This is a genomic window from Rhizobium aethiopicum (assembly GCF_900094625.1).
Taxonomy (GTDB): domain Bacteria; phylum Pseudomonadota; class Alphaproteobacteria; order Rhizobiales; family Rhizobiaceae; genus Rhizobium; species Rhizobium aethiopicum.
This window is the reverse complement of sequence record NZ_FMAJ01000001.1, coordinates 319009-342425: the sequence shown is the minus strand read 5'-3', so window position 1 is coordinate 342425 and position 23417 is coordinate 319009. Positions and strand designations below refer to the sequence as shown.

Sequence of the window (23417 nt, the reverse complement as noted above, 5' to 3'; positions counted from 1 at the left end):
TCAATGATGTGCGAGGATCTCTCCAAGGAAAGCCTTGGTGCGCTCATGCTTCGGAGACTTGAAAAAGAGCTCGGGCTTGGCCTCTTCGATGATCTCGCCGGAGGCCATGAAGATAACCCTGTCTGCGACCTGCCGGGCGAAACCCATTTCATGGGTCACGCAGATCATGGTCATGCCATCGCGTGCGAGACCGATCATGGTGTCCAGCACTTCCTTGACCATTTCCGGATCGAGCGCCGATGTCGGTTCATCGAACAGCATCGCCTTGGGTTCCATGCAAAGGGCCCTGGCAATGGCGACACGCTGCTGCTGCCCTCCGCTGAGCTGCGCGGGATACTTCTCCGCCTGATCAAGGATTCGAACCCGTTCGAGGTATTTTCTCGCCAGCCTCTCGGCGTCAGCCCGGCTGGTTCCGCGGACCCTCATGGGCGCAAGCGCGCAGTTCTGCAGAACGGTCATGTGCGGGAACAAATTGAAGTTCTGGAACACCATCCCGACTTCACGCCGAATGGCATCGATCGCCTTGCTTGTGCCGTCGAGCGACTGCCCGTCGACGATGATCCTGCCTTCCTGGATCAGCTCGAGAGCGTTGATGCAGCGGATCAACGTCGACTTGCCGGAACCTGAAGGTCCGCAAAGGACGATCTTCTCACCTTTGCGAACCGACAGGCTGATGTTTTTCAATGCATGGAAGGAGCCGTACCATTTCTCCACTTTTTCAAGGGATATCAATGTCGACTGATCATTAGCGGAACTGAGCACGGCGCCCTCCATGTATGCTTTACTTGACGGTGAACGGGATGTTGGGGATGGATTCCGGGAACGTCGGCAGGTCGATGTTCATCCACTTCTTGGTGATGGCTGCAAGTTCGCCATTACCCTTGATCTTGTCGAGGAAGGCATTGACGGCCTCGTTCCAGTCCTTCTCGCCCAGTCGCGTTCCGACGCCATTGTAAGTCGTCAGGAAGTCGATCTTGCGCTCGTAGGTGCCGGCGCTGGCGGCATCGAGCCGCTGTCCATAGAACATGTTGCCTCCAATGGCCTTGACCTGTCCGGAGACCAGCGCCTGAATGGTCGAGGCGTCGTCGTCGAAGCGGCGGACGGTCGCCGTCGATCCCACGGCGTCCGTAACGGCCTTGTCCTGCGAGCTGGACTTCGGCACGCCGATTTCCCACCCGGCAACATCGGCAGGCGTTTTTGCGGTATCGGCCTTTGCCGCATAGAGCGAGATGGTGTTCGCAGCATATGGCTTGCTGTACTGGATCGATTTGGCGCGCTCTTCCGTCATAGCCATGGTGGCGAACAGGATATCGACCTTGCCGGTGGTCAGGGCCGGAATGCGGTTGGCGACGGCGAGCGGCTGGAACTCGACCTTAACTCCGAGTTCCCTAGCGAAGAGTGTCGCGACATCGGCGTCGAACCCGTCCTGCTTGCCGCTGGTGTTGACGAAGCCCCATGGCTCGTTGTCGCCCTGAATGCCGACGACGATCGTGCCCTTGGTCTTGATCTCCTCGACGGTCGCCGCGGAGGCCGCAGCGGCGCCTACCGTGACGAAGGCGGCCGTAGCCAGGGCCATTCCAAGAAATTGCCTGCGATTGCTATACATTCCATTCTCCTCCTCTGTGGTCTTTGCTTCGAGCGAAGCAAGGTTAGCGGGCAGCTTTCGCCATCCGTTTTTCGAGGCCGCTCCCGATGTGAGAGAGAGGCCAACAAATGATGAAGTAGACGATTCCGACGATCCCAAAGACGAGCAGTGGGCGGTAGGTCTGGTTCGAAATGATCTGTCCGGCACGGGTAAGCTCGATGAAGCCGACGATTGCTGCGAGCGATGTGCCCTTGATGAGCTGGACGAGAAATCCGATGGTTGCAGGCATCGAAATCTTCAGCGCCTGCGGCAGGACAACGTCCTTCATTCGGGAGATGTAATGCAGCCCGAGTGCGTTTGCGGCTTCGGTCTGGCCCTTCGGAACGGCTTCGATCGAGCCGCGCCAGATCTCCCCCAGGAAGGCGCTTGCATGGAGGGTGAACGCGATGGCCACGGCGATCCATGCATTGACGTCCACGCCCAATAGCGCGACGCCGTAATAGACGACGAAGAGCTGCATCAGGAGCGGCGTGCCCTGGAAGAGCGCGATGTAGCCCGACGATAAGAAACGTGCGAAGCGGTTCTTCGACGTGCGCACCAGAGCGATCAGAACTCCAAATACGCCTCCGCCGACGAAGCCGATGATGGCCAGCAGCACAGTCCATTTCAGACCCTGCAAGAGGAAGAACAGCTCGTTTTCACCGATGGGACCCATGAACGACTCCTATCGGGTCGGGTAGTTGAAGTAGGAACGGGAGATAAGGGCGAAGATGCCCATCATGAGGCTCGAGATGACCAGGTAGATTGCGGTCACGCTGAAATAGACCTCGAAGCTTCGGAAAGTGTCGGATTCGATCCGCTGCGCCGCCGAGGTCAGCTCGTAGGCGGCGATCGAAGTGCAGACCGAAGTCGTCAAGGTCAACATCACGAACTGGCTGGTCAGGGACGGATAGATCGCCCGCAGAGCCGGCTTTAGAACAATCAGCCGGAACACATCGGTCTTATGCAAGCCCAATGCAAAGCCTGCCTCGACCTGCCCCTTGCTCACGCTTTCCACACCGCCTCGAATGATCTCGATCGCATAAGCGCCCCCATTGATCCCCAGCGCGATAATGGCGGTAGCCGTAGGGTTCAGACGGATTCCCATGAGCGGAAGCGCGAAGTAGATGAAGAAAATCTGCACCAGGAACGGTGTGTTTCGAACAATCTCGACGAAGGCAATCACCGGAGCTCGGACGAGCTTGTTCTTGGACGTTCTTGCAGCGACGCCGAGAATACCGATCGCGAGCGCAAGGATCATTCCGGTGACCGCGAGACCGAGCGTCCCAAGCGAACCCCAAAAAAATTCCGGGGCGCGGTCGAAGACCGCACCAAAATCGAACGTATAACCCATGTGTTGACTTCCTCCCTCCGACGCGGCTCACGCCTCGCCGGCGCCGGATCAGCGATCCGGCCCGAATAATCCTTCTGCCCTGTCGTACAGATGTTTTAAATGCGTCTCAGGCGGGGCGGACCCTGCGAGTGGGACTTCCACCGAGATCGCCGCGGAGCTATCGACCGCTGCAACGAGTTCCTTCAACGGCAATTCGCCCTCCCCTGGTGCGAACCGCCCGCCTCTAGCTTCAGTGATCATCTCCTGTGGCGTCACCGGCGCCGGTCCAACGACATCGCACAACTGAACGTGCTTTACCCAACCGGCATCGCTTCGGAGCGGGGCGAGCGTGCCGCCATTCCTGAAGAAATGTACTCCGTCGACGAGGACGCCAGCATTGCGGGCACCACTCGCCTTCACAAGTCCGACGCTGTCCTGGAAGGTTTTAATCACCCGCCAACCCATGTTCTCGATGTCGACGGCCAAGCCGTAACGGTCCGCGAGGCCGCAGAATTCCGAAAAGTTCGTTACCAATCTGGCGTGATCAGGATCGTCTCCGCAGACACTAAGCCGCCGTGCTCCAATGTGCGCGGCCGCTGCGACGGTGGCCTCCACCGACGACGCGTCGAACGACGGATCGATGACGAAGAACTCGACATCGAAAACTTCGACGCCTTCGCCTGCAAGCACGGATTTCAGCTCGCGAGCAGCCGAACCACCGACAGGCAGCTCGTAGTAAGGCGCACCAGGGAACGCCGGATTCAGCCTGAGCCCGACCCTGGAGAAGCCTGCGCGGGCGGCGGCCTTCGCAAATTCCACCGGAGGCAGCAATATCGATGAGAAATGCGCAACGCCAATCACGGGTGCCGATCTCAATGCTGCGGCGGCCATCACGCGATCCCCTTCGTCGCGAGATGGTTGCGAAGATTGGTGCCGGTGCGATGGATGTGCTGGCGCAGCTTTTCGCAGGCATACTCGACATCACGCGCGACCGCGCCCTGGGCAATCTCGCTGTGCTCCTGCCCGACGTTGCGATCCCCCGACGTACGGATCAGGAAGATACGGCGATATCGGTCGTTGAGATTGAGCAGAAGACTGCAGAAGTGAAGTAGCAGAGGTTTGCCGCAGCCCGAGATCAGGGTGAGATGGAATTCGCGGTGAAGCGTTTCCCAGTGCTCCAGCGTTTCGGGACGAGCGGCGTCGCGCTCCGTGCGGTTCAGACGATGAAGCGCACGCATGATGTTGCCCTCCCATTCGACGTCGCCGAGACGCATCGATTCACGCAGCGCGAAAACCTCGAGCTCCTCGCGCAGGCTTGTGACCTCTTCGAGATTAGCCAGCGAGATCGGCGCGACGCGATAGCCTCTGTTGTCCTGAAACTCGACCAGGCCGTCTGAAATGAGCCGGGCCAAGCCCTCCCGCAATGGGCTCAGACTGACATTGAAAGTCTTCCGCGCCTTGTCGAGATTAATCTTGCTGCCCGCTTCCAATTCACCGGAGATGATCGCCTCCCGAAGGCGCGATGCCAGCTGGCTGCCGATGGTGTTCTTGCCATCGTCGAAAAAACCGGTTGACGGCCCGTCTTCTGTCAACGGCCCAAGAGAGCTGTCGTCGGCCGAATCCATCCTTCCTCCCAGCAATTCGGATAAGTTTCGATGATCGATATAATAAACGATTATTCTTGTCAACGCGATACGTGAGAAAGCGCCGCATGCCCGCATCTTCGCAAGCGAAAATTCTTTTTCTTACAATTATTTCAGTAATTTAGTTGCAATAATGTGCGATTCAGCCTCTGCCGTTGGCGTTTAAAGCTCAATGACTGACTTGACCGATAATCGATTATTCTGGTAGTCGAGCCTCATTGGGAGGTAGCCTTATGGCAATCAGGACCGAAAGCGAGTTGACGCCTGCCGTTCTCACCGTGATGAACCGCACCGAAGATCCGCGGCTCCGGGAAATACTCGTTGCAATGGTGAAGCACCTCCACGCATTCGTGCGGGAGGTAAGGCTGTCGGAAGTCGAGTTTCGCGAAGCGACCGCCATCCTCAACGAAATTGGGCAGCTGCAGACTGACAGCCACAATGAGTTCGTGCTCATCGCCGGATCGCTTGGCGTCTCGTCGCTTGTGTGCCTGCTCAACAACGGCGACAACGGGCAGACCGAGACTTCACAGTCGCTACTCGGGCCCTTTTGGCGGCTCAACTCTCCGCGCGTCGAGAACGGCGGAACCATCATCCGCTCGGAAACGCCCGGAACGCCCTTGTTCGTCCACGCGAAGGTGGTTGATCGCGGAGGTAAGCCCATCCAAGGCGCCGAGGTCGACGTATGGCACGCGTCTCCTGTCGGCCTTTACGAGAACCAGGATCCTGATCAGGCGGAAATGAATCTGCGCGGCAAGTTCACTACGGACGGCGAGGGTCGATTCTGGTTCAGAACGGTCAAGATGATGGGCTATCCGATCCCTATCGACGGGGTCGTAGGTCGGCTTCTCCAAGCGCAAGGCCGACACCCTTACCGACCTGCTCATCTGCATGCCCTGATCTTCAAAGAGGGATACAAAACCCTCATCTCCCAGGTCTTCGACCCGAGCGATCCGAACATTGATTCCGATGTGCAGTTCGGCGTAACCGCGGCTTTGACAGGCGACTTTGTCCGTCATGACGAGCCGCACCCGTCCGACACGGACGTCGGTGGTCCGTGGTTCTCGCTCGACTATACCTACGTCATGGAGCCGGGCGAGGCCATCCTGCCGCGCCCACCGATCAAATAACGAAATCAGCAGAGCCAAATCATGATTACGGAAAAGGAACGCCAGGCGGCGGCCGACGCACTGCTGAAGGCAGAAACCGAACGCAAGCCCATCGTCCAGCCGAGCAGGACATACCCGAATTTGGAACTTGAAGATGCTTACAAGATCCAAGCGCTTTGGGCGCAGGCGCGGATTGCAAAGGGCGCGCTGATCGCGGGTCATAAGATCGGATTGACATCGCGGGCGATGCAGATGGCCTCGAAAATGACGGAACCCGACTACGGCGTCATTCTCGACGATGCCCTCTTTAACGACGGAGCGCAGATCAGGGCGGAGCTCTTCATCAAGCCTCGCCTCGAAGTCGAGCTCGCCTTCGTGATGGGTGAGGATCTCGAGGGCCCGGGCACTCGCGTCTATGATGTCATGCGCGCGACGGAGTTTGTCGTCCCTGCTCTTGAGATCATCGACTACCGAACCGAGGTGCCCAGAGCGATCACCGATACGATCGCCGACAACGCCGCTTTCGGAGCGATCGTTGTGGGTGGCCGTATCATCCGGCCGATGGATATCGACATCCGCTGGGTCGGCGCGACGCTTTCGAAAAACGGCATCATCGAAGAATCGGGCGTTTCCGCAGCCATCATGGGGCATCCCGCTGCAGGGATCGCCTGGCTCGTGAACAAGCTCCATGCCGTCGGAGGCGGCTTGAAGAAGGGCCAGATCGTGCTTGCCGGCTCGTTCACGCGCCCGGTGGACATTGCCAAGGGTGACGTTATCCAAGCCGACTATGGCCCGGTCGGCTCCATCGGCGTCTCGTTCGTGTGAGGTGCCCATGGAACTCCCCGTCAATCGCTTCAAGCGGAAACTGAGAGCCGGTCAAAGCCAGATCGGACTTTGGTGCGGCCTTCCCGGAAGCTACGCGGCGGAAATCGTCGCGCCGTCGGGCTTCGACTGGCTGCTGTTCGATACCGAGCACTCACCAAGCGACGTCCTCACCGTCCTGCCGCAATTGCAGGCGGTCGCGCCATACGACGTTTCCCCGGTCGTACGCCCCGCCTTCAACGATCCCGTGCTGATCAAGCGCTTTCTGGACATTGGCGTCCAGACGCTCCTCATTCCCTATGTGCAGAACGAAGAGGAAGCGAAGGCGGCGGTCGCCGCGATACGCTATCCCCCGCACGGGATTCGCGGCGTCTCCGCCTTGACGCGCGCCACCCGCTTCGGGCGTGTGCCGAATTACACGCGGATTGCCGAACAGGAGATTTGCCTGCTTCTGCAGATCGAGACCCGCGAGGCACTCGGTCGGCTGGAGGCCATCGCAGCGGTCGACGGTGTCGACGGTGTCTTCATCGGCCCTGCCGATCTGGCGGCGAGCTTCGGCCATCCCGGCCAGCCGGGACATCCCGAGGTGGTCGCGGCGATCGAAGATGCGATCCAACGCCTGAAATTTCTTGGAAAGCCGGCAGGCATCCTCACGCCGGACGAGACGTTCGCAGCCCGCTGCATTTCGCTCGGGACGTTGTTCACCGCCGTTGGCGTAGACGTCGCCCTCCTTGCGAGAGGATCGGAGGCGCTCGCAGCCCGGTTTGCATACTAGGGAGCCCGGCCCAATGTCGACGCGGGAGAAAGTTCTGTCCGAGATAGCGCCGGCGGGCGTAATCCGGGCCGCCGTCAACATGTCGAATGCAGCGTTGGTCCGTTGGGACGATCAGGCCGGCGCCTTGGTCGGACCAAGCGCCCGGATCGGTCACAAAATTGCCGAGCAACTGGATCGTGCCCTGTCGCTGATCCAGTACGGCTCGGCCGCCGACATCCTCGCCGCTTCGGATCGCGGCGAGTGGGACATTGCTTTCATTGCCTCGGATCCTTCGAGAGCCGACCGGTTTTCCTTTTCACCTCCCTACATCTCCGTCAAAGCGACCTATCTGGTGCCGGAGGTCTCAGCGTTTCGAACGGTCGGAGACGTCGATGCCGAAGGAGTGCGGATAGCCTCCGCAAGGAGCGCCGCCTATACAAAGCAACTCGAGCGAATTCTTGAAAAAGCCACTGTCTCGCATACCGACAGCCCGGCAGCTGCCATCGATCTCCTTGTCGGATCGCAAAGTGACGCGGCTGCGGGGTTGACCGAATTCCTCGTTCAGACTTCGGAGCGAATGTCCGGCTTCCGACTGGTGGAAGGAGCGTTCTCCGAAATTCCCCAGACGATCGCCGTGCATCGAAGCGCCATTCATGCCTCAGCGTTCTTTGCGGATTTCGTGCGCCGTCTGAACCGAACGGCTGCGGGAGACCGTGACGTGGCCGGCGACGGTGAAGAGAATATCCCGTGATGGCTGCGTGCGACTTCTCCAGGTCGCTGAGATCTTCGAACAGAACGGCGTTTCCTCCGTGCACATCCCCTCAGTCTACGCCGCCGTCTGAACACAGCCGTCACGCCGGCAGCTTGTTCTGCTCCGGATAGGCAAAGACCAACGCGGGCATTGGCCCCGATGTCATCAGCGTGAAATCGAACGGTGCCTTGAGATCGGGGCCGAGCACATATTGCCGGTGGACGCGCAGCTGGTCCTTGCGGATCTTGCGGTAGTGCTCGCCCGTCAGCATCTGCTTGACGCGGATGAGGAGTATCTTCGCCGCAGGCGCATCGGCGTGGCCGCAGACGGCAACGACCGGCACCTTGTAGAAATTGATCGAATCCGTCAGGCACTGCACGTCCAGCCAGGAAATCCCGGGACAGCGGGCGATCAGCCCGACACGGGCGCGAAGCAGCTTCGCCGATGACAAGAGTGCGCATTGCAGAATAGCGCTGCCGAGGGTCGCAAACACGACGCGCTTGCCCTCGAAGATCTCCGGCTCCCTTTCGAGCAGTGAGCCGATGACATGGGCGGCAACGCTCGATCCCATGCTGTGCGACGAGATCACGTACTCGTCGGCCTCCTCGGCAAGCACATTGCGCACCGCAGCCGCACGCTCTTCCAGCCACTCGTTGAAATCGGCCCGGTCCATACGGCCGAGCGCCACCGCCATTTCCCAATCGGCAAAGAGATGCAGCGTATGGAACCGCTCGGCAAACGGCAGGAAGGCGAAGATGAAGAAGCAGAGCGCCAGCGGCCCGCTCCAGAGCATGTGCGAGGTGGAGAAGCCGAGACTATAGGGCAAGACGGCAATCTGAACTGTCAGCACGATCGCCAGCGCCGTCAGCAGGAACGGAAAGAGGAAGAACAGGCCGAAACGCCAAGCGTGCCGGAAATATCCCCGCATGCCGCCTTCAAGCATGACCTCGGCGCAGCTTCGGAAGCCCGAAATGATCCGGCTCAGCGTGTTGCGGCGGCGCAGTTGGCGCACGAGCACATCGTGATCAACCATGTGGATCCGGCTCGTCGTCCGCCAGCCGGCGGAACTGGTCTCCGCCGCGGCCGCCATTTCACCGGCTCCCCCGCTGCCCGTTGCGACCTCGAAACTGAGAGGATCGCTTCGCGCATCCGGCGCGCCGGTCTCGACGGAATAGTCCCAGACGGCAGCACTCTGTCTGGCAGAGCGTTCGTACCTCGCCCTGTGCGCAAGGCCGTCCAGCGGCTCGAAGCCAGGGAAATGCAGGACGACCCGCTTCTCGATCAATTTCATTGCGCTGTTCCGCCCGGACAACAAAGCCCGCATGTTGCTGCGATCAGGCCGCTGGTCGCTGACATCGGCGAAAAAGCAGGTATGGTCTTGAAGCCGCCTTGCTAACCGAACTCTTCTGGAATTCAATAGCAACCAGGTTGTTTTCGCCGCCAATGGAGGGGTTTTGTGGCTGATCTCGTCAAAGAATTGATATCAGGCGTCGTCGAAAGCGTACTGAAGGAGATTCTGAAGAAAACCACCGGTCGCGTCACGACGAAGCGCAGGAGGCGCAAGACGCGCCCCGCCGCGACGACGACGGCCGCCCGGACGACGCCCGCTCCCAAGCGCAAGCCTGCTCGCAAACAGGTCAGCAAGCGTCGCACCGCCGCCGGCCGCAGCCGCCAGCGTCGCGTCTGAGATGCGTAGGCAAGACGGCCGACCGTAACGCGACGGCAACAATCCCGAAGTGGTCTGACCGATTGGTCTTTTTTTGGCTTGGGCGGCTGGAATTCCTGCTGTCGCATGCTATCTAAGGAAAACGATTGAAACGGCGGGCCTTTAACTCGCCTGTTGAAAGGATCAGGTCCTATGAGCGGCATTCACGAATTCATCGACAACGAAATCAAGACCAACGACGTCGTCCTCTTCATGAAGGGCACGCCACAGTTTCCGCAGTGCGGTTTCTCCGGCCAGGTCGTGCAGATTCTCGATTACATCGGCGTCGACTACAAGGGCATCAATGTGCTCGCTGATTCGGAAATCCGCCAAGGCATCAAGGATTATTCCAACTGGCCGACGATCCCGCAGCTCTATGTAAAGGGCGAGTTCATCGGCGGCTGCGATATCGTCCGGGAGATGTTCCAGGCCGGTGAGCTGCAGCAGCATCTCCAGGAAAACGGCGTCACCGTTCGCGGCGCCGCCTGACCGGTCACCGGGCGTCCGCCCGGTTTCCAAATCTGTTTCTCGAGTCCGAGGCGCTGTGGTGAGCAGCGCCTTAGGCTGTTTATGGGAATTTCATTGTGACAGATTCATCACAAGCCGTGTCCGCGGGCCGCCTGCCCATGGGCAAGCGTGAGTTCATCGCGCTTGCAGCCTTCCTGATGGCCATCAACTCACTCGCCATCGACATCATGCTCCCGGCCCTGCAGCAGATCGGCGCCAGCCTCGGCGTCGAGAGCGAGAATCACCGGCAGTTCGTCGTCTCCTCCTATCTGCTCGGTTTCGGCTGCGCCCAGCTCTTCTATGGTCCCCTCTCCGATCGTTTCGGCCGACGGCTGCCACTGCTGATCGGCCTGGTCGTCTATATCGTGTCCGCCATCGGAATCGTTTTCGTTCCCTCCTTCGCCGGTCTGCTGGTGCTGCGTTTCGTACAGGGCATCGGTTCGGCCGCCACCCGCGTCATCACCATCTCCATCGTCCGCGATATCTATGGCGGTCGGCAGATGGCAGAGGTCATGTCGCTCATCATGATGGTCTTCATGATCGTGCCGGTGATTGCGCCCGGCGCCGGCCAGGTGGTGATGTTCTTCGGCAATTGGCACCTGATCTTCCTCTTCATCGCCACCATGGCGACTGCAATCGCCGTCTGGGCTTACCTCCGCCTGCCGGAAACCCTGCATCCCGCCAATGTCAGGCCCTTCACCGCCCGCTCGATCTTCGGTGCCTTCAAGCTCGTACTGACCAATCGCATCGCGCTCTGCTACACCATCGCCAGCACCTTCATCTTCGGCGCCCTGTTCGGCTTCATCAATTCAGCCCAGCAGATCTATGTCGGCATCTATGGTCTCGGCGTCTATTTCCCCTTCGCCTTTGCCGGCGTGGCGATTTTCATGTCGCTGTCATCCTTCTTCAATTCGCGCTTCGTCGGCAAGCTCGGCATGCGCCGCCTTTCACATGGCTCCCTCCTCGGCTTCATCGCCATCAATACCATCTGGTTGATCGTTCAGATGTTGAGCTCCGAGCCGATGCCCTTCGCGCTATTCATTTCCTTCTTCGGTCTTGCCATGTTCCAGTTCGGCTGGATCGGATCGAACTTCAACTCGCTCGCCATGGAGCCGCTCGGCCATGTCGCCGGCACCGCCTCCTCCGTCCTCGGCTTCATGAGCACAGTCGGCGGCGCCCTCATCGGCGCCGGCATCGGCCAGGCGTTCGACGGCACCGCGCTGCCGATGGTCGCCGGTTATTTCGCCGTGTCGATCGTCGGTTTGATCTTCGTTCTCATCGCCGAGAAGGGCCGCCTCTTCCATCAGCAGAACCCGGCCGTCTGAACGACCGGCCCCATCCGCCCACGGGATATCTCCACATGACGCCGCCGCACAAACCGCACCAGGAAAACCAGGGCTCCCGCCGCATCGGCATGGGTTTCGGCGAATTCGTCGTCACCATTGCCATCATGACCGCCAGCGTAGCCATGGCGATCGACAGCATGCTGCCGGCATTGCCGAATATCGGTCACTCCCTCGGTGTTACCAACACCAACGACGCGCAGCTTATCATCGGCGTGTTCCTCCTGGGCTTCGGCGTCTCGCAGATATTCTTCGGCAGTCTCTCGGATACGTTCGGCCGTCGCAACATTCTGCTCGGCGGCCTCGTCTGCTATGTGGTCGGAATGTTTGCCGCCGCAGCAACCGCCAGCTTCGAAATGCTGCTGGTCATGCGCTTCATCCAGGGGGTGGGCGGTGCGGCGGTGCGTATCACCACCATGGCTATCGTGCGCGACTGCTTCGGCGGCCGCGAAATGGCGCGTGTCATGTCTTATGTCATGATCGTTTTCATGATCGTGCCGATCGTCGCCCCCTCCGTCGGCCAACTGATCATCCTTTATGCCAACTGGCACTGGATCTTCATCCTGCTCGGCGTCATCGCCACCGTCCTGTTCGTCTGGGCGCTTCTGCGTCTGAAGGAATCGCTGCCGCCGGAGGAGCGGCTGCCGCTGTCGGTCGCCTCCGTCATGGATGGTTTCAAGACGGTGCTCACCAATCGCATCACCTGCGGCTACATGATCGGCCTAACCATGTTCACCGGCGTCATCAGCGCCTATGTGATTTCGGTGCAGCAGGTCTTCGGCGAAGTCTACGGCCTTGGCGACTGGCTGCCGATCGCCTTTGCGGCCACGGCCGGCGGCATCGCTATCGCCAACTTCGCCAACGGCTTCTTCGTCCGTAAATACGGTATGCGCCGCATCTCGCACGCCGCCCTTCTGATCTTCACGGCATTGTCGGCTATCGGCTTTGTCATTTCGCTGGCCGGCAAGCCGGACTTTGCCGTCGCCTACGGCATCTTCACCATCGTACTGATGATGTTTGCCCTGATCGCGACCAATTTCACCGCCATCAGCCTCGAGCCGATGGGCAACCTCGCCGGCACGGCGACCGCCGTCACCGGCTTCGTCTCGACGACCTTCGGCACCATCCTCGGCGGCCTGGTCGGCCAGATGTTCAACGGCACGGTTCAGCCCCTCTTCGCCGGTTTCGCGCTCTTCGGCCTGCTCACGATCGCAGCCACCCTCTGGGCGGAAAACGGCAAGCTCTTCACCCATCCCGGCGACAGCCCGCAGCTTGAGCCGGGTGCGGCTCACTTCTGAAGCCAGCCGGCCAGCTGGTTCAAGGGATTGTCGATGAACGAGCGAATTCTGATCAGGCCTTATGCGCCAGATGACGTGGACACGACGATCGAGATTTTCCTGCGCTCCATCCGGGAGGTTGCATCGAAAGACTATTCCGTCATCCAGATCGAGGCTTGGGCAATGGTGGAAGATGCCAGCCAATGGGCAGAACGAAGGATGAGCAGGCCCGCCTGGATCGCGGAAATCGCTGGAAAGCCCGTGGGGTTTCAGATCTGACCGGCGACGGCTGCCTGGACATGATGTTCGTGCACCCTGAGTTTCAAGGACTCGGCGTGGCAACCCAGCTATTGTGCAGAGTCGAGGAAGAAGCCCTTAGGCTGGGGTTCCGGCGAATTTACACGGAAGCAAGCAGAACCGCCCGCCCGTTCTTCGAACGTAATGGATTCAGCGTTATCACCGGACAAATCGTCGAGAAGCGCGGCCACGCCCTGGAAAACTTCCTGATGGAAAAGCTGTACGTCTGATCTCGCAGTGGCGGCCGCAAATTGAGTTCCCACGACCGGCTCTATCAAAGGTCAGTTTGTTAGACCGTAAAGACCTCACGCCGCAGCAACTCCCACGAAGCCTCGTCGGGCGCAATCAGCAGCCCGCCGTCGAGGTGATGCGGTAGATAGGGCGAGCCGTCGAAACGCGCCGCATGGGCGCCAGCCTCCTGCGAGATCAGGGTGCCGGCAAGGTGATCCCAAGGCATCAGCTTGTTGTACATCAGGTAATGGACATGCCCACCGGCAAAGGTGCGGTATTCATGGGCCGCGCAACGATAGTTGGTGAGGAAGCGTACCTTGGCGAGATTGCCGAGGATCTCTGCCCGCTTTTCTTGCGCCAGATATCCGGTGGAGGCCATGCCAACCATCTGGTCGAGCGCAACCGGCTCGGCCGTGCGCAGTCGCTGCGCCTCTCCATCCGGCCGCCGCAGCCATGCTCCGCCGCCCTTTTCCGCCATCACCCAGTCGTCGCCCATCGGATCGTAAATGATCCCGGCAACGGTCTCACCGCCTGATACGACGGAGGCCATCACGCCGAAGGCGGGAATGCCGGAGGCGAAATTGAACGTACCGTCGACGGGGTCGACGACGATCGCAAGATTCGCATCCGCGAGCCTTGCAAGCAGCGCCGGCTCGGCCGCGACCGATTCTTCGCCGAGGAACAGCGCGTCGGGCCAGAGCTTCTCCGATTCCGCCTTCATCATCCGCTCGGCCTGCTCGTCGGCCTCGGTGACGAGATCGGTCGCCTCGCTCTTGGCACGCACATCATTCCCGCCGAGGCGGCGAAATCTCGGCAGGATCTCCGCCTGCGCCGCACGGCGCAGCAGATCGGCAAGCACGGTCACATCGACAGTCGCAGTCATTATCAAATCCTTTCGGTGCGGCCTCTGGGCAAGGCCTCAAATCAGATGCCGACGATCTCGCGCCGGATCATCTGCCAGCTTTCCTTGTCAGGCGCGGAGATGATGCCGCCCGTCGTTTCGCCCGGACGATAGGGCGTTCCGTCGAATTTCGCCGTATGGCCGCCGGCTTCCTGATGCGCGAGCACGCCTGCCAGATGATCCCAGGGCATCAGCTTCGCATGGCCGATGAAATGCAGCTTGCCGGACGCGACCATCCAATATTCATAGGCCGAGCAGTTGAAAGCGAATGTCATCCGGGCCTTTGCCATATTGGCGCAGATGCGCGAGCGATCGGGCTCTTCCATATGGCCCCACGACATGCCGCCGACCATCTGGTTCAAGGCGGCACGCTCAGCCACCTTGAGCCTGCTCGATTGCCCGTCCTGGCGCGTCAGGAACGCGCCCGCCCCCTTGATCGCTGTCACAGTATCGCCGAGAGCAGGATCGTAAATGATGCCGGCGACGGTCTCGCCGTTGACGGTAACCGCAAGCATCGTGCCGAAAACGGGAAGTCCGGCGGCGAAATTGAACGTGCCGTCGACAGGATCGATGACGAAGGCAAGCTCGGCATCGGCAAGTGCCGGCACCACCGATTTGTCAGCGTCATAGGCTTCCTCGCCGACGACAAGGGCTGAGGGAAAGCGCTCTCTCAGCGCCGCGGTGATCCTGTGTTCGGCAAGCACATCCGCCTGCGTCACGAGATCGGTTGCCGAGGTCTTTTCCGAAACATCAGTATCGCCGAGGTTGCGGAAACGCGGCATGATTTCTGCGCGCGCCGCCTCCTTTACGCAGTCGCCGAGGAAAAGAATGTCCGTGTCGGAGATAGTCATGCGAATTGCTGTCCTTCATGCAAAAGAGCCAGCTTGCATAGCCGGCCGTTCATAAAGGATCGGTGACAGCAAGGCCGGAAAAGTCGAAGAGTTTTGGATCGAGCAGATGCGACGGGTTCACATGCGAAAGCGCCCGCAGCATGGTGTCTTTGCGCCCCGGCATGCGCCGTTCGATATCGGCAAGCATGTCCTTCATCGCGTTGCGCTGCAGCCCGTCCTGCGAGCCGCAGAGATCGCATGGGATGATCGGGAACTGCATGGCTGCAGCGAACCTGGCAAGGTCGTCCTCGGCAGCATAGGCAAGCGGCCTCAGCACCATCAGGTCGCCTTCGTCATTCAGAAGCTTAGCCGGCATCGAGGCGAGCCGCCCGCCATGGAAGAAGTTCATGAAGAAGGTTTCGAGAATGTCCTCGCGGTGGTGGCCGAGCACCAGCGCGTCGCAACCCTCTTCCCGCGCCACACGGTAGAGATTGCCGCGCCGCAGCCGCGAACAGAGCGAGCAATAGGTCGCCCCCTCCGGCACCTTCTCCTTCACGATCGAATAGGTATCCCGATATTCGATGCGGTGGCGAACGCCGATCTTCGTCAGATAATCCGGCAGCACTTGCTTGGGAAAGTTCGGCTGGCCCTGGTCGAGGTTGCAAGCGATGAGCTCCACCGGCAACAGGCCGCGCCATTTGAGGTCCAGCAGCAGCGCCAGCAGCCCGTAGGAGTCCTTGCCTCCGGAAAGACCGACCAGCCAGCGCTTCTGCCCCTTCAGCATGTCGAAATCGTCGAAGGCCTGTCGCACCTGCCTCAGCAGGCGTTTGCGCAGCTTGTTGAAGGAGACGGAACGCGGCGCATCGGCAAACAGCGCATGGCCGACGCCGTCGTCGGCTTCGCCGGTTTCCAGATCATCAGGGATATTGGCTGCGATGTTCATTGCTCCGTCCTCTGGTCTACCTGCCTTAGCAGAAACAAGTGCGGCAACACAGCGTCAATCACCGAAAACCGACCAACCGGTACGCGCCGCCAACATTTCCAGCGCCACGGCACCGAGCTGCGAATTGCCGACCTTGTTCAGCCCCGGCGACCACACCGCGATGGAGGCGATGCCTGGCGCCACCGCAAAAATACCGCCGCCGACGCCGCTCTTGCCGGGCAGACCGACATGATAGGCAAAGTCGCCCGAGCCGTCGTAATGGCCGCAGGTGAGCATCAGTGCATTGATGCGCCGCGCCCGCTTCGGCGACACCACCGAGTGCCCGGTCATCGGATTGCTGCCGCGCGCCGCCAGGAAAAGCCCGGCTCGGGCGAGCTGCTCGCAGCTCATCGAGAGCGCGCATTGATGAAAATAGACACCAAGTACGTGGTCGACGGGATGGTCGAGGTTGCGATAGGCGCGCATGAAATTGGCAAGCGCGAAATTGCGGTATCCCGTCTGCGTCTCCGACCGCGCCACCTTGTCGTCGATGGTGATCGACTCGTCATCGGCGAGATAACGCACGAAGCGCAGCAATTCGCCGATTGCCTCGCGTGGTGCATGGCCAGCCATGACGACGTCGGTGACGGCGATCGCCCCGGCATTGATGAAGGGATTGCGGGGAATGCCGCTCTCGTGCTCGAGCTGGACGATCGAGTTGAAGGCCGATCCGGACGGTTCGCGCCCGACGCGCTTCCATAAGCCTTCGCCGACCTTGCCGAGCGCCAAGGTCAGCATGAAGACCTTCGATATGCTCTGGATCGAGAAGGCGATGTCGGCATCGCCGACACGGTAGACCTTGCCGTCTACGGTAACGATCGCCATGCCGAACTGCCGTGGATCGACCTTGGCCAGCTCAGGAATATAGTCAGCGACCTTGCCCTCGCCGACCCGTGGCAGGATATCGGTGTAGATGCTCTCGAGGGTCGACTGCAAATCCGCCATCGCTTCTCTCCGGATAACAAAAAAGCCGCCCGAAAGAGCGGCTTTTCCATAAGCGAAAACGCCTGATTCTTCTTAACGCGAATAGAATTCGACGACCAGGTGCGGTTCCATGACGACCGGGAACGGAACATCGCTGAGGGTCGGAACGCGCCCGAAGGTGGCGACCATCTTGTTGTGATCGACTTCGATATAGTCGGGAACGTCGCGCTCGGCGAGGCTGACGGCTTCCAGAACGGTCACCAGCTGCTTCGACTTCTCGCGGACTTCGATGACGTCGCCGGCCTTGCAGCGATAGGAACCGATGTTGACGCGTACGCCGTTAACGGTGACGTGACCATGGTTGACGAACTGACGGGCAGCAAAGACCGTCGGAACGAACTTGGCGCGATAGACGATGGCGTCGAGGCGGGATTCCAGAAGACCGATCAGGTTTTCCGAGGTGTCACCCTTGCGGCGCGAGGCTTCGGCAAAGATAGCGCGGAACTGCTTTTCGCGCAGGTCACCGTAGTAACCCTTGAGCTTCTGCTTGGCGCGCAACTGCACACCGAAGTCCGAGAGCTTGCCCTTGCGGCGCTGGCCGTGCTGGCCGGGACCGTATTCGCGGCGGTTCACCGGGGACTTCGGACGGCCCCAGATGTTTTCGCCCATGCGGCGGTCAATTTTGTACTTGGACGATTCGCGCTTGCTCATCGTATTTCCTTTCAAAGGTTTATGCGGGCTTGTTGCCAAACCGCGCGAAGGAAACACGCCCTCCTCTGACCTCGCCCGAGGCCTGACAGGATGTTCCGGTTACGCGAACAGAAACGATCCACGGGACATGTCAAATGAAACACCGGACATTGCTGCCCGGTGCTTGGGGCGGTCTTTAGAGGCCCGTCATGAAAATGTCAACTGCGCCAAAGCCCGAAAATGCCACTATTCCGCGGCCACCGGCTGGTCACCGGTGTCGGGTGCGTTCGCGTCGCCAGGTCCGGTCTGGCAATCCATATCGGGGAACGCAACAATGCGCTTGCCGGAGAAATCCGTGTGCACGACGACGATCCCCTGTTCCTCGAAATAACCGAGCAGCCGTCGGGCGCGCCGCGCCGAATGGGTGCCGTAGGCACGGGCGATGCGTGCGTCGGACGGGCACGGTTCGCCGCAGACGGCGGCCTTGGCGAGCATCAGAAAGACACCCTGCAGATCGTCGGTAACGCCTGCCGACAGTGACAGCGCCGTCGCCCAGGCTTCCGTTCCGGCGGTTGCGGCATCGACGCCGGAGCGCGAAATCGCCACGCGTCGGCGGAAATCCGGTAGCGCGATCGGCGGACCCGGCACGCGGCGCATGCGCAGTCGCACAAGAAAATCCTGATAGAGCACGGAATCGGTGCGGAAGGCGGAAGCGGGATCATCGAGTATCTCGGCAAGCACGCCGGCAAGCCGCTCCTCCCGCTCTTCGGGCGAGATTTCCGCCTGGCTCGCCCTCACCTCGACCGGCGCCGGGGATGCCGCCGGCGTCGAGCGCGAGAGTTCGGCCAGAATATCGGTCGTCGGCCGGGGCGCCGGCGGTGCACGGCGCACGAGCGGGCGCTGGAATTCTTCCGGATCCGGCGTGAAGATCAGGTCTTCGACATCCTGGGGCGCGTCCGGCAACGGCATCAACTTGGGGCTGGAGGAGCGCGCCGAGGTCTCCACCGCGCCGATCTGGATCGGCAGCGGCCGGCGCGACAATGCCGGTCCGAGCGCGACGAAATTGCCGCGCTTCAGATCCCGGAACATTTCGGCCTGGCGCCGGTCCATGCCGAGCAGATCGGCGGCGCGCGCCATGTCGATATCGAGGAAGGTGCGGCCCATCAAGAAGTTCGAGGCTTCGGCAGCGACGTTCTTGGCGAGCTTGGCAAGACGCTGCGTTGCGATCACACCGGCAAGCCCGCGCTTGCGGCCGCGGCACATCAGATTGGTCATTGCCCCGAGCGACATCTTGCGCGCATCTTCCGAGACGTCGCCGCCGACGGAAGGCGCAAACATCTGCGCCTCGTCCACGACGACGAGGACGGGATACCAATATTCGCGATCGGCATCGAACATGCCGTTGAGGAAGGCGGCGGCCGCGCGCATCTGCTGCTCGATATCAAGACCTTCAAGCGTCAGGACGCAGGAAACGCGGTGCTGGCGGATGCGGTTGGCGATGCCAGCGAGTTCCGCCTCGGTCCGCTCGCCGTCGACGACGACATGACCGAACCTGTCGGACAGTGTAACGAAATCACCTTCGGGATCGATGATGACCTGCTGCACCCATTGCGCGGATTGCTCCAGCAGGCGGCGCAACAGATGCGACTTGCCCGATCCGGAATTGCCCTGCACCAGCAGGCGCGTTGCCAGCAACTCCTCGATATCGAGTGTCGCCGGAGCGCCGGACGCCAATCCCATATCGATGCCAACCTGCAATGCGAAAACCTCTCGAGAGACTCAAATCAGACAGTCGCCATCCTTCCAGAAATGGCGGCTTTCCGTCTATCAAAGAATGCAGCTGATATCAGCGGCTGATTGAGGCAACCCACAGGGATTGTGCCGCTCCGTCAGGCGCTCAGCCCGAAGCCCTGCATCAGCCGGCGCGTGGCGAAATCGGGATTGCCCGACGTGAAGACCGCAAAGTCGAAATTATCAGGGTGAACGGCGCCCGCCACCTCGGGCACCAGCGTGCGGGCACGCCGGGCAATGGCCTCCGCCGGATCCAGCCAGTCTACCGGCCAAGGTGCGAGCCTTCTGAACATATTGGCCATGAAGGGATAATGCGTACAGGCGAGCACGACGATATCGGTTTTGCGGCCGTCCTTCTCGACGAAACATTGCTCGATTTCGCTCGTCACCGCGTCATCGGAGACCGCGTCGCCGCGAATATAGGCCTCGGCCATGCGCGCGAGGTTTTCCGAGCCGACGAGCCGCACATGGCACTGTTGGGCGAAGGATTGGATAAGATCGCGCGTATAGGCGCGCTTGACCGTGCCGGGCGTGGCAAGTACCGAGACGAGGCCTGAACGCGTGCGTTCCGCCGCAGGCTTGATCGCCGGCACAGTGCCCACGAAGGTCATCTGAGGAAAGGCAGCGCGCAGATCGGCGCCGACGAGCGTAAAGGCGGTGTTGCAGGCGATGATACAGACTTCGGGGTCATGCTCTTCGAGCAGCTTGGCGAAGAGCCCGATCACCCGCTCCTTCAGCGCCTGCTCTTCCCAGCCTCCATAGGGAAAGCCGGCATCGTCGGCAATATAGATGAAGCCGCGTTCGGGCATCAGCACGCGCGCTTCGCGCAGCACGGTCAGTCCGCCGATCCCTGAATCGAAGACGAGGACGGGTTTCAGCTCATTCGTCGGCGCTGTCATCGGTGGGCGCTTTCTTGCCGGATCTGGTGGAGCCGCCCTTGCGCGGACTATTGCGCGAAAAGCGGTCGAGAGAGGAAATGACGCCGCGCAGCACGCTGATTTCCTGTTCCGTGAATGCCCGGCGGGAGAGGACAGCGCGCAGGTTGTCGATCATTTTCGGCTTTTTCGAGGGCGGATGAAAATAGTTGCGGGAATCGAGCGCCTCTTCCAGCTGGTCGAATAGGCCGAAGAGCTGCTCCTTGGTTGAGGGCCGCTGTTCGAGCGCCTGGAACGGCACCGCCTCCAGATCCTCCATGCCTGACTTCATCCATTCATAGGACATGAGAAGCACGGCCTGGGCGATGTTCAGCGAGGCAAAAGCCGGATTGACCGGGAAGGTGACGATCTCGTCGGCAAGCGCCACTTCCTCGTTCGTCAGTCCCCAGCGTTCGCGGCCGAAGAGGATGCCGGTCGCCTCGCCTGCCCGAAATTTCGTGCGCAGCGTCTGGGCGGCGAAGACCGGCGAGCGTACCGGCTTGTAGTTGTCGCGGCTGCGCGCCGTCGTCGCATAGACGAAATTGAGGTCGGCGATCGCCTCTTCCAGCGTGGCGAAGACCTTGGTGCCCTCGATGACGTGATCGGCCTTGGAGGCTGCGGCTTGCGCCTTCTCATTGGGCCAGCCGTCGCGCGGATTGACGAGCCGAAGATCGACAAGCCCGAAGTTCGCCATGGCGCGCGCCACCATGCCGATATTCTCGCCCATCTGCGGCTCGACCAGAATGATAACCGGCCCTTCGGCCAGAAGTTGACGCTCGCTATTGGTGCCGGCCATGGTGCCTATTCGTGTTTCCTATTCCTGATTGACGGGCGCAATAGCTTTGCCAGCCGCAAACGGCAAGTCCTGCGTCTCGGCGGGATAGAGCCGCTCCAGCGTCGAGCCGATCATTTCCACGGCCAGCCGCGTCCCCTCCCGCCAGAGCGGCAGGTGGCGTCTCGTCGCCCCCATCTGCTTGCGGGTGATGAAGAAACATTCCGACCCCCGGAGGGCAACCCTCTCCAGCGTGTCGATATCGGCAGCGATCCGCCGCTTCAGATTGTCATCGACGGCATCGGCGAGATGGTTCCGCGCCAGAATGCGCGACCAATAGGTCGCCGAAAGAAAAATCGCCAGCGTCCGGCGGATTTGTCCCGGCCTGGTGACAATGGACCAGGTCGAGCCGAGCGGGCGTGCGGCGAATGTGATGTCGCGGTAACAGGCATCGACCTTCTGCGAGATGGCGATGAGCTGGGGCTGGCTCTTCTTCTCCGATACGGCCGATAGCAGCTCCTTCAATGCGTCGAACCATCCGGCGATCGCAGAATCGAGCGCGCCGCGTGTGCGCGCCGGCAGTACGAGGAAAGCGACGAGTGTTCCCGCCACCGCGCCGATGACGGTTTCCTCGAGGCGCAGCTTCAAGAGGTCGAGGGTCAGGACGCCCATCATGCCATAGACGAGACAAAGACCGATCGAGATGAAGAAAGTCATCGTCGCATAGGAAATCTGCAGGAAATAGAAGGCAAGAAACACGCAGACGACCGAAACGACGATGGCAATCGCCGGATGTCCCGCAAGCAGCGTCGCCAGCAACAGCCCGAAAGCGATGCCGACAAGCGTGCCTATCGACCGCTGCATCGCCTTGATGGCTGTGTCTCCGCGCGAATTGGTATTGGTGAAGACGAGGAATGATGACAGCACCGCCCAGAACCACCGCTCGCGGGAAAGCGCCAGACCGAGCGTCATGGCAATCGCCGCTGCGAGCGTGATTTGCAGGGCCGAGCGTATGAGCGGATTTTTCAAGGAAAAGTCGATTGCAGCTAAGGTGCTGGTCTCTTCAATCGAGGCAATCTCGGCGAAGTTGGATCGGCGCCCGGAGTCGATCGTTTCCATCAGTTGCCGGCGCGCGGCTGCAAGCCAGAGAAGAGCGCGCGCCGTTTCACCTTTTGCCTGGCCCTCAATAACTGCAACAGCCTTCTCCTCATCCCCAAGCACCGCCCTGTCATTCTCGATCACGGCGTGGACGAGTGCAAAGGAAGGCGGGCTCTGAAAGCTCAGCACAATCGCGCTCTCCGCCGCCAGATGCGCATCGAACAGCCGGATCGCCAGCTCCGCGGCCGGTGCGGAGGCGCCATCGAAGACGCCGCCCGGCGGACGGGGAATGAAGCTTTCGGCCATCAGCACCACTTCCTTCAGCCGCTCCTCCAACTGGCGCAACTCCTGCCGGTCTGCCTCTTCGATCTCTCCATCCGCGGCAAGTGCAGCAAGCTTGAAGAGGATCTGGTTGATGCGGCCCCGCACGCTCTCCAGCGACCGCAGCAAGTCGCGGCGCCAGTTGTCGGGCAGGAGCACCGCCCTCACCCAATGGCTGACCAGCGCCGAGACGATGGGGCCGATCACCACGAGCGGCAGTTCCGCAATTTTCGGCTGAAAATAGGAGCCCATGAAATAGGAGGTGAAGGCAAACATGCCGATTGCAAAGCCACGCGGGCCGTAAACGCGGCCGGACGAGGCGAGGAAGATCACCACGAGAAAAATGAAATCCGAAAGAATTCGCTGCGACTCGAGTGCCGCCGCAATGCCGACGACGACGACGCTCGCAAGACAGCCGAGCAACCGGGTGATGAGCTGGCGCGTCGAGCCCTTGTCGCGCACAGAGACCCCGCCTTCGATCGACAGCACGATGCCGAGGCCGTAGGAGGCAACCGGCAGTGGCAGGACAAGCATGTGGATTGCAAGCAGGATCAAGAAGGACAGAACGATCGACAGGGTGACGCGCGAGCCCATGCGCAGGCGCGAAAGCGTCGGGTCATTGGCCAGCAGCCAGTCTCGAAACTCAAAGCCGGAAATCACCCTCGCCAGTCCTCATGCGCACCGGAGCCCGCCGTGCCCGAGACCGAGATACCGCAGCCCCGGCAAAAATCAAATCGATCCCAGTGTCATCAGCATGATCATCACTGGCGTCATTAGCATGATGGTTGGCCGGCATCGCCA

The 23417-nt window shown here is 60.8% G+C and carries 24 protein-coding genes and 1 pseudogene; 9 read left to right on the top strand and 16 right to left on the bottom strand.

The window, feature by feature from the left end:
• Genes GA0061105_RS01705 through GA0061105_RS01680 form a run of 6 tightly spaced genes read right to left on the bottom strand, consistent with a single transcriptional unit; the run spans nucleotide 1 to nucleotide 4582 of the window.
• The gene (locus GA0061105_RS01705) at nucleotides 1-774 is read right to left on the bottom strand and encodes an amino acid ABC transporter ATP-binding protein (RefSeq protein WP_167358504.1); all 774 of its coding nucleotides are present in this window, start codon (nucleotides 772-774) and stop codon (nucleotides 1-3) included.
• A 7-nt stretch (nucleotides 775-781) separates the two neighbouring features.
• On the bottom strand, nucleotides 782-1606 hold the full coding sequence (locus tag GA0061105_RS01700) for a transporter substrate-binding domain-containing protein (RefSeq protein WP_092747598.1): 825 nt from the start codon (nucleotides 1604-1606) through the stop codon (nucleotides 782-784).
• 43 nt (nucleotides 1607-1649) lie between these two features.
• Nucleotides 1650-2300 carry an amino acid ABC transporter permease gene (locus GA0061105_RS01695; RefSeq protein ID WP_064691763.1) on the bottom strand — a complete coding sequence of 217 codons (651 nt, stop codon included), beginning with the start codon at nucleotides 2298-2300 and terminating at the stop codon, nucleotides 1650-1652.
• A gap of 9 nt (nucleotides 2301-2309) precedes the next feature.
• On the bottom strand, nucleotides 2310-2978 hold the full coding sequence (locus tag GA0061105_RS01690) for an amino acid ABC transporter permease (protein ID WP_092747597.1): 669 nt from the start codon (nucleotides 2976-2978) through the stop codon (nucleotides 2310-2312).
• Between the two features lie 48 nt (nucleotides 2979-3026).
• Nucleotides 3027-3848 (bottom strand): sugar phosphate isomerase/epimerase family protein, encoded by an 822-nt coding sequence (locus GA0061105_RS01685; RefSeq protein WP_092747595.1) that lies wholly within the window; start codon nucleotides 3846-3848, stop codon nucleotides 3027-3029.
• Nucleotides 3848-4582, bottom strand: coding sequence for a GntR family transcriptional regulator (locus GA0061105_RS01680; RefSeq protein ID WP_064691766.1), 735 nt, complete (start codon nucleotides 4580-4582; stop codon nucleotides 3848-3850). The genes GA0061105_RS01685 and GA0061105_RS01680 overlap by 1 nt, the downstream gene beginning before the upstream one ends.
• Before the next feature lie 251 nt (nucleotides 4583-4833).
• Here GA0061105_RS01680 and GA0061105_RS01675 point away from each other — a divergent pair, with 251 nt between their 5' ends.
• From GA0061105_RS01675 to GA0061105_RS01660, 4 genes are read left to right on the top strand one after another with little or no spacing between them, the layout of a single operon-like run.
• Complete coding sequence (locus GA0061105_RS01675) at nucleotides 4834-5727, top strand: dioxygenase family protein (RefSeq protein WP_092747593.1); 894 nt, start codon at nucleotides 4834-4836, stop codon at nucleotides 5725-5727.
• Nucleotides 5728-5748: 21 nt separating this feature from the next.
• Nucleotides 5749-6531, top strand: coding sequence for a 2-oxo-hept-4-ene-1,7-dioate hydratase (hpaH, locus tag GA0061105_RS01670; RefSeq protein ID WP_092747591.1), 783 nt, complete (start codon nucleotides 5749-5751; stop codon nucleotides 6529-6531).
• A 7-nt stretch (nucleotides 6532-6538) separates the two neighbouring features.
• Complete coding sequence (gene hpaI / locus GA0061105_RS01665; protein ID WP_092747589.1) at nucleotides 6539-7303, top strand: 4-hydroxy-2-oxoheptanedioate aldolase; 765 nt, start codon at nucleotides 6539-6541, stop codon at nucleotides 7301-7303.
• Nucleotides 7304-7316: 13 nt separating this feature from the next.
• Complete coding sequence (locus GA0061105_RS01660; protein ID WP_092747587.1) at nucleotides 7317-8033, top strand: transporter substrate-binding domain-containing protein; 717 nt, start codon at nucleotides 7317-7319, stop codon at nucleotides 8031-8033.
• Between the two features lie 100 nt (nucleotides 8034-8133).
• Here the strand turns inward: GA0061105_RS01660 and GA0061105_RS01655 are convergent, their stop codons facing one another.
• Entirely contained in the window at nucleotides 8134-9324 is a 1191-nt protein-coding gene (locus GA0061105_RS01655; RefSeq protein WP_092747585.1) for a hypothetical protein, read from the bottom strand.
• 165 nt (nucleotides 9325-9489) lie between these two features.
• Here GA0061105_RS01655 and GA0061105_RS01650 point away from each other — a divergent pair, with 165 nt between their 5' ends.
• From GA0061105_RS01650 to GA0061105_RS01630, 5 genes and pseudogenes are all read left to right on the top strand, one after another.
• On the top strand, nucleotides 9490-9720 hold the full coding sequence (locus GA0061105_RS01650; protein ID WP_064691772.1) for a hypothetical protein: 231 nt from the start codon (nucleotides 9490-9492) through the stop codon (nucleotides 9718-9720).
• A gap of 171 nt (nucleotides 9721-9891) precedes the next feature.
• Nucleotides 9892-10227 (top strand): Grx4 family monothiol glutaredoxin, encoded by a 336-nt coding sequence (gene grxD, locus GA0061105_RS01645; RefSeq protein ID WP_064691773.1) that lies wholly within the window; start codon nucleotides 9892-9894, stop codon nucleotides 10225-10227.
• Between the two features lie 137 nt (nucleotides 10228-10364).
• Nucleotides 10365-11570, top strand: a complete 1206-nt coding sequence (locus tag GA0061105_RS01640; protein WP_092747584.1) for a multidrug effflux MFS transporter — start codon at nucleotides 10365-10367, stop codon at nucleotides 11568-11570.
• 35 nt (nucleotides 11571-11605) lie between these two features.
• A complete protein-coding gene (locus tag GA0061105_RS01635; RefSeq protein ID WP_064691775.1) occupies nucleotides 11606-12886 on the top strand; it encodes a multidrug effflux MFS transporter in 1281 nt (426 codons plus the stop codon).
• Between the two features lie 33 nt (nucleotides 12887-12919).
• A pseudogene (locus tag GA0061105_RS01630) lies at nucleotides 12920-13392 on the top strand (GNAT family N-acetyltransferase).
• Nucleotides 13393-13451: 59 nt separating this feature from the next.
• On the opposite strand, the gene GA0061105_RS01625 reads toward GA0061105_RS01630, so the two are convergent.
• The 9 genes from GA0061105_RS01625 to GA0061105_RS01585 form a co-directional block, all read right to left on the bottom strand.
• The gene (locus tag GA0061105_RS01625; RefSeq protein WP_064691776.1) at nucleotides 13452-14276 is read right to left on the bottom strand and encodes an inositol monophosphatase family protein; all 825 of its coding nucleotides are present in this window, start codon (nucleotides 14274-14276) and stop codon (nucleotides 13452-13454) included.
• Nucleotides 14277-14317: 41 nt separating this feature from the next.
• Nucleotides 14318-15145, bottom strand: a complete 828-nt coding sequence (locus GA0061105_RS01620; protein WP_064691777.1) for an inositol monophosphatase family protein — start codon at nucleotides 15143-15145, stop codon at nucleotides 14318-14320.
• Nucleotides 15146-15194: 49 nt separating this feature from the next.
• A complete protein-coding gene (ttcA, locus tag GA0061105_RS01615; protein WP_064691778.1) occupies nucleotides 15195-16067 on the bottom strand; it encodes a tRNA 2-thiocytidine(32) synthetase TtcA in 873 nt (290 codons plus the stop codon).
• Nucleotides 16068-16121: 54 nt separating this feature from the next.
• On the bottom strand, nucleotides 16122-17051 hold the full coding sequence (locus tag GA0061105_RS01610; RefSeq protein WP_064691779.1) for a glutaminase: 930 nt from the start codon (nucleotides 17049-17051) through the stop codon (nucleotides 16122-16124).
• 72 nt (nucleotides 17052-17123) lie between these two features.
• On the bottom strand, nucleotides 17124-17741 hold the full coding sequence (gene rpsD / locus GA0061105_RS01605) for a 30S ribosomal protein S4 (protein WP_008525955.1): 618 nt from the start codon (nucleotides 17739-17741) through the stop codon (nucleotides 17124-17126).
• Nucleotides 17742-17966: 225 nt separating this feature from the next.
• Entirely contained in the window at nucleotides 17967-19478 is a 1512-nt protein-coding gene (locus GA0061105_RS01600) for an ATP-binding protein (protein WP_092747582.1), read from the bottom strand.
• A 131-nt stretch (nucleotides 19479-19609) separates the two neighbouring features.
• Entirely contained in the window at nucleotides 19610-20410 is an 801-nt protein-coding gene (gene murI / locus GA0061105_RS01595) for a glutamate racemase (RefSeq protein WP_092747580.1), read from the bottom strand.
• Entirely contained in the window at nucleotides 20391-21221 is an 831-nt protein-coding gene (locus GA0061105_RS01590; RefSeq protein WP_064691782.1) for an RNA methyltransferase, read from the bottom strand. Before GA0061105_RS01590 ends, murI begins: the two co-directional genes overlap by 20 nt.
• A gap of 18 nt (nucleotides 21222-21239) precedes the next feature.
• Nucleotides 21240-23276 carry an FUSC family protein gene (locus tag GA0061105_RS01585; RefSeq protein WP_092747578.1) on the bottom strand — a complete coding sequence of 679 codons (2037 nt, stop codon included), beginning with the start codon at nucleotides 23274-23276 and terminating at the stop codon, nucleotides 21240-21242.
• Between the last annotated feature and the right edge of the window lie 141 nt (nucleotides 23277-23417).